Annotated in this window: 4 protein-coding genes; 3 read left to right on the top strand and 1 reads right to left on the bottom strand. The window is 68.3% G+C overall.

Features of this window, described 5'->3' with window-relative positions; all coding sequences use genetic code 11:
• Positions 1-400 precede the first annotated feature (400 nt).
• Together ACZ5CW_RS37930 and ACZ5CW_RS37925 are read left to right on the top strand one after the other, a co-directional pair.
• Positions 401-1945 (top strand): RNA polymerase sigma factor, encoded by a 1545-nt coding sequence (locus tag ACZ5CW_RS37930; RefSeq protein WP_468609773.1) that lies wholly within the window; start codon positions 401-403, stop codon positions 1943-1945.
• 123 nt (positions 1946-2068) lie between these two features.
• On the top strand, positions 2069-2929 hold the full coding sequence (locus tag ACZ5CW_RS37925) for a serine protease (RefSeq protein ID WP_468609771.1): 861 nt from the start codon (positions 2069-2071) through the stop codon (positions 2927-2929).
• Positions 2930-3029: 100 nt separating this feature from the next.
• Here the strand turns inward: ACZ5CW_RS37925 and ACZ5CW_RS37920 are convergent, their stop codons facing one another.
• Complete coding sequence (locus tag ACZ5CW_RS37920; protein ID WP_069778326.1) at positions 3030-3260, bottom strand: DUF7455 domain-containing protein; 231 nt, start codon at positions 3258-3260, stop codon at positions 3030-3032.
• A 439-nt stretch (positions 3261-3699) separates the two neighbouring features.
• Here ACZ5CW_RS37920 and ACZ5CW_RS37915 point away from each other — a divergent pair, with 439 nt between their 5' ends.
• The gene (locus ACZ5CW_RS37915; RefSeq protein ID WP_468609769.1) at positions 3700-5823 is read left to right on the top strand and encodes a DNA gyrase/topoisomerase IV subunit B; all 2124 of its coding nucleotides are present in this window, start codon (positions 3700-3702) and stop codon (positions 5821-5823) included.
• The last annotated feature ends 177 nt before the right edge of the window (positions 5824-6000 follow it).

Below are 6000 nucleotides of genomic sequence, written 5' to 3'. Positions count from 1 at the left end.
CAGCTGAGTTTTTTCCTTGGTACCCTCGGGGACCGTGTGCCGTACCCCACAGGACCCGCCGGATCTTCAGGAGTCCGGCGGGTCCGGCGGGGCGGCGGGCCGCCGTGGTTCTGGTCGTGGCCGGGTGTGACGCCATCGATGATCCCCTCTGCTCTCATATGACCGTTTTTGAACGCTTATGGGGTGTGACTCGGGCCACGCAGATTGGGCGTAACGCTCTTGGGAACAGCGCGATGACCTAAGAGGTGACAGCCGCGGAGGGAATACGGACGCCATGACAGGCGCTGTGCATCTTCCCGGCCCCCGCCCGCGCCGTCGGCCCATCCCCAGGCCGGTGGTCGGCTCCCGTCCACAGTGGACGGTGCCGGAAGCCGTTTTCCAACGTTCCGAGAGGTTGTTCGTGTCGGCCAGCACATCCCGTACGCTCCCGCCGGAGATCGCCGAGTCCGTCTCTGTCATGGCGCTCATTGAGCGGGGAAAGGCTGAGGGGCAGATCGCCGGCGACGATGTGCGTCGGGCCTTCGAAGCTGACCAGATTCCGGCCACTCAGTGGAAGAACGTACTGCGCAGCCTCAACCAGATTCTTGAGGAAGAGGGTGTGACGCTGATGGTCAGTGCCGCAGAGCCCAAGCGCACCCGCAAGAGCGTCGCAGCGAAGAGCCCGGCAAAGCGCACCGCCACCAAGACGGTCGCGGCCAAGACGGTGACCACCACCAGGAAGGCCACCGCCACCACGGCCGCCCCTGCCGTGCCCGCCGCCCCGGCCGCGGCCGATTCCGCCGAGGAAGCCGCACCCGCCAAGAAGGCCGCCGCCAAGAAGACGACCGCCAAGAAGGCAGTCGCCAAGAAGGCCGTCGCGAAGAAGACGGCCGCCAAGAAGACCACGGGCAAGAAGGACGACGCCGAGATTCTCGAGGACGAGGTCCTCGAGGACACCAAGGTCGCCGACGAGCCCGAGGGCGCCGAGAGCGCCGGCTTCGTCCTCTCCGACGAGGACGAGGACGACGCGCCCGCGCAGCAGGTCGCCGCGGCCGGCGCCACCGCCGACCCGGTCAAGGACTACCTGAAGCAGATCGGCAAGGTCCCCCTGCTCAACGCCGAGCAGGAGGTGGAGCTGGCCAAGCGCATCGAGGCGGGTCTGTTCGCCGAGGACAAGCTGGCCAACGCCGACAAGCTCGCCCCGAAGCTCAAGCGCGAACTGGAGATCATCGCCGAGGACGGCCGCCGCGCCAAGAACCACCTCCTGGAGGCCAACCTCCGTCTGGTGGTCTCCCTGGCCAAGCGCTACACCGGCCGCGGCATGCTCTTCCTGGACCTCATCCAGGAGGGCAACCTCGGTCTGATCCGCGCGGTGGAGAAGTTCGACTACACCAAGGGCTACAAGTTCTCCACGTACGCCACCTGGTGGATCCGTCAGGCGATCACCCGTGCCATGGCCGACCAGGCCCGCACCATCCGTATCCCGGTGCACATGGTCGAGGTCATCAACAAGCTCGCGCGCGTGCAGCGCCAGATGCTCCAGGACCTGGGTCGCGAGCCCACCCCGGAGGAGCTGGCCAAGGAACTCGACATGACCCCGGAGAAGGTCATCGAGGTCCAGAAGTACGGCCGCGAGCCCATCTCGCTGCACACCCCGCTGGGTGAGGACGGCGACAGCGAGTTCGGTGACCTCATCGAAGACTCCGAGGCCGTCGTCCCCGCCGACGCCGTCAGCTTCACGCTCCTGCAGGAGCAGCTGCACTCCGTTCTGGACACCCTGTCCGAGCGCGAGGCCGGCGTCGTCTCCATGCGGTTCGGTCTCACCGACGGTCAGCCGAAGACCCTCGACGAGATCGGCAAGGTGTACGGCGTGACGCGTGAGCGCATCCGCCAGATCGAGTCCAAGACCATGTCGAAGCTGCGTCACCCGTCGCGTTCGCAGGTGCTGCGCGACTACCTCGACTAGGTCACGGTCGTACGACGGCGAAGGCCCGGTTCCCCGCACGGGGGCCGGGCCTTCGTGCTGCGGGCGGCGGCCCCTTGGATGACTCTGGGTGTCCCAGCAGGAACCCCAGAGTGAGGAAGTCGTATGCGCCGTACCGTTGCCCGGACACTGATCCGGCCGCTGGCCCTGGCGGCCACGATGACCGCCATACCCCTGGCGAGCGCGGTCCCGGCGGCCGCCGACAGCGTGGTCGTCGGGGGCTTTCCGATAGATGTCTCCCAGGCGCCGTGGACGGTGGCGCTGTCCAGCCGTGACCGGTTCGGAGGTACCCGGGCGGGTCAGTTCTGCGGTGGTGTGGCCATCGCGCGGACCGAGGTGCTCACCGCGGCCCACTGCCTGACCGAAGAGGTCCTGGGCGCCCCGCCCGATCGCCTGCGGGACCTCAAGGTCATCGCCGGCCGTACGGACCTGCTGTCGAGTAAGGGCGCCGAGATCGCCGTACGGGACGTCCGGGTCAACCCCGGATACGACAGCGCGACCAACGCCGGCGACTTCGCCGTCGTCACTCTCGCCGAGGCGCTGCCGCAGAGCGCCGTCGTCGCCATGGCGGGCGCGGGCGACCGCGCCTACAGGCCGGGGACCGAGGCCCTGGTCTCGGGTTGGGGCGACACCTCCGGCGGGGGTGCCTATGCGCGCCGTCTGCACGCGGCACGCGTGCGTGTGCTGCCCGACGATCTCTGCCGCCACGCCTATTCGGGCGGATCGGACGGCGTCTACCGGGCCGACTCGATGCTGTGTGCGGGAGAGGTCACCGGGGGGCCGGACGCCTGCCAGGGTGACAGCGGAGGCCCGTTGATCGCGGGCGGGCGGCTGATCGGGCTCGTGTCGTGGGGGAGTGGCTGCGGGCGGCCGGGAAGCCCCGGCGTCTACACCCGCGTCTCCGAGGTCGTACGGGCGCTGTCACCGGGTGCAGGGGGGCCGCCGAGGCCGTACAGGCGCTCCTGAGGTCCCGCACACGGGCATGAGCACGGGCGGCCGCTCCTGGAGAGGAGCGGCCGCCCGTTCACCGGCCTGGGCCGGGGCTGGCTCGTCGTGTGTGCGAGATTCAGCGCTCTTCTTCGGAAGCGGTGTTCGGAACGGTCGTCAGTCGCTCCGTCTCGTCCTGTATCTCAGCGGCGATCTTCTTGAGTTCCGGCTCGAACTTGCGACCGTGGTGGGCGCAGAAGAGCAGCTCTCCGCCGCTGAGCAGGACGACGCGCAGGTATGCCTGGGCGCCGCAGCGGTCGCAGCGATCGGCGGCCGTCAGGGGGCTCGCGGGGGTCAGAACAGTAGTCACGTCGCCTCTTCTCTAGCTCGACGAGCTGTCGTACCAGGGTCAACATCCAACCAGCCCGAAAACGTTCCCGCTCGTGGCTTTTCCTCGAAAAAATCTTCCGGGGCGGCTGTCTGCTGCCGGTTGGCGGCGAATGTGCCGTAGTGCGTGTCTTGGGTGCTTACGGTTTCGCGCTGTCTTGTGTCTTCGTCCTCCCGGCTGGCTTGCCGGTTGTTCATGAGGACGTGCCCGGAGCCTAAATGGTTCATGCCTCCAAGGGAACGTGATGTGTACTTCACTCCATCGAGGGATCGAACATGCATACGAGCCTGGACTAGTCTGTGTTTCCGACGAGGGTGGCGTTACACCGGCTCTACCAGGCCTCGGTACCCTCTGAGCGGCGACCGAAGCCAACCCCTTACCCAGAAGGGGGCCAACTGAAATTCAGCGAGGAGCGAACCGCGTGACCGCCGATACGTCCGTGCCGTCCACAGCGCTGCTGGCAGGAGCAGACCGGGACGGTTCCAACTACACCGCGCGGCACCTGCTCGTCCTCGAGGGTCTCGAGGCCGTGCGCAAGCGCCCGGGCATGTACATCGGCTCGACCGACAGCCGCGGTCTGATGCACTGCCTGTGGGAGATCATCGACAACGCAGTGGACGAGGCCCTCGGCGGCTACTGCGACCACATCGAGGTGGTCCTCCACGACGACGGCTCCGTGGAGGTGCGCGACAACGGCCGCGGCATCCCCGTGGACGTGGAGCCGAAGACCGGCCTGTCCGGCGTGGAGGTCGTCATGACCAAGCTCCACGCGGGCGGCAAGTTCGGCGGCGGCTCCTACGCCGCCTCCGGCGGCCTGCACGGCGTCGGTGCCTCCGTGGTGAACGCCCTCTCCGCCCGTCTCGACGTCGAGGTGGACCGGGGCGGCCATGTGCATGCCATCAGCTTCCGGCGCGGAGTGCCGGGCGCCTTCGCCGCCAACGGCCCGGACGCCAAGTTCGAGGCCAAGAGCGGCATGCGAAAGACCAAGAAGATCCCCAAGACCCGCAACGGCACGCGCGTGCGCTACTGGGCCGATCGGCAGATCTTCCTCAAGGACGCCAAGCTCTCCCTGGAGAACCTGCACCAGCGCGCCCGCCAGACCGCGTTCCTGGTGCCCGGCCTGACCATCGTCGTCCGTGACGAGTTCGGCCTCGGCGAGGGCGGCAGCAAGGGCGAGGAGTCGTTCCGCTACGACGGCGGCATCAGCGAGTTCTGCGAGTACCTGGCGAACGACAGGCCGGTCTGCGACGTCCTCCGCTTCTCCGGGCAGGGCACCTTCAAGGAGACCGTCCCGGTCCTGGACGAGCACGGCCAGATGACGCCCAAGGAGGTCACCCGCGAGCTGGGCGTGGACATCGCGCTGCGCTGGGGGACGGGCTACGACACCACCGCCAGGTCCTTCGTCAACATCATCGCCACCCCCAAGGGCGGCACGCACGTCGCCGGCTTCGAGCAGGCGCTCACCCAGACCATGAACGACGTCCTGCGCGCCAAGAAGCTGCTGCGCGTGGCCGAGGACAACATCGTCAAGGACGATGCCCTGGAGGGCCTCACCGCTGTCGTCACCGTGCGTCTGGCCGAACCGCAGTTCGAGGGGCAGACCAAGGAGGTCCTCGGCACCTCGGCGGCCCGCCGGATCGTGAACCAGGTGGTCACCAAGGAGCTGAAGGGGTTCCTGACCACCACCAAGCGGGACGCGGCAGCCCAGGCCCGGGTCGTCATGGAGAAGGTGGTCGCGGCCGCCCGTACCCGGGTCGCGGCGCGTCAGCACAAGGACGCCCAGCGCCGGAAGACCGCCCTGGAGTCCTCGTCCCTGCCGGCCAAGCTCGCCGACTGCCGCAGCGACGACGTCGACCGCAGCGAGCTGTTCATCGTCGAGGGCGACTCCGCGCTCGGTACGGCCAAGCTGGCACGGAACTCCGAGTTCCAGGCGCTGCTGCCGATCCGGGGCAAGATCCTCAACGTGCAGCGGTCGTCGGTGACCGACATGCTCAAGAACGCCGAGTGCGGCGCGATCATCCAGGTCATAGGAGCGGGCTCCGGCCGCACGTTCGACATCGAGCAGGCCCGCTACGGCAAGATCATCATGATGACCGACGCCGATGTGGACGGCTCCCACATCCGCTGTCTGCTGCTCACGCTGTTCCAGCGCTACATGCGGCCCATGGTCGAGGCCGGACGCGTCTTCGCGGCGGTGCCGCCGCTGCACCGCATCGAGATCGTCCAGCCGAAGAAGGGCCAGGACAAGTACGTCTACACGTACTCGGACCGTGAGCTGCGCGACAAGCTGATGGAGTTCCAGAGCAAGGGCGTCCGGTACAAGGACTCCATCCAGCGCTACAAGGGTCTGGGCGAGATGGACGCCGACCAGCTGGCCGAGACCACGATGGACCCGCGCCACCGCACGCTGCGCCGCATCAACCTCTCCGACCTGGAAGCCGCCGAACAGGTCTTCGACCTGCTCATGGGCAATGACGTGGCACCCCGCAAGGAGTTCATCTCCAGCTCGGCGGCGACGCTGGACCGTTCGCGCATCGACGCGTAGTCGCTGCGCCGACCGGTGGCCGACCGCGGATCGCCGGAGAGCGGTCCGGTGGGAGGCCGCCAGGGCGGTGGGCCGGGACGGGCGCCGACCGAGCTGTCGGCGGCGCCCGCTCTCACGAGCGCGCCTCCCGGCGACGGGTCGGGTCTGTCCCGGCGACAGTCGGGAGCGGCGGCCACG

It is taken from the genome of Streptomyces sp. NPDC031379 (assembly GCF_055569615.1).
This window is presented reverse-complemented; position numbering and strand designations above follow the sequence as displayed.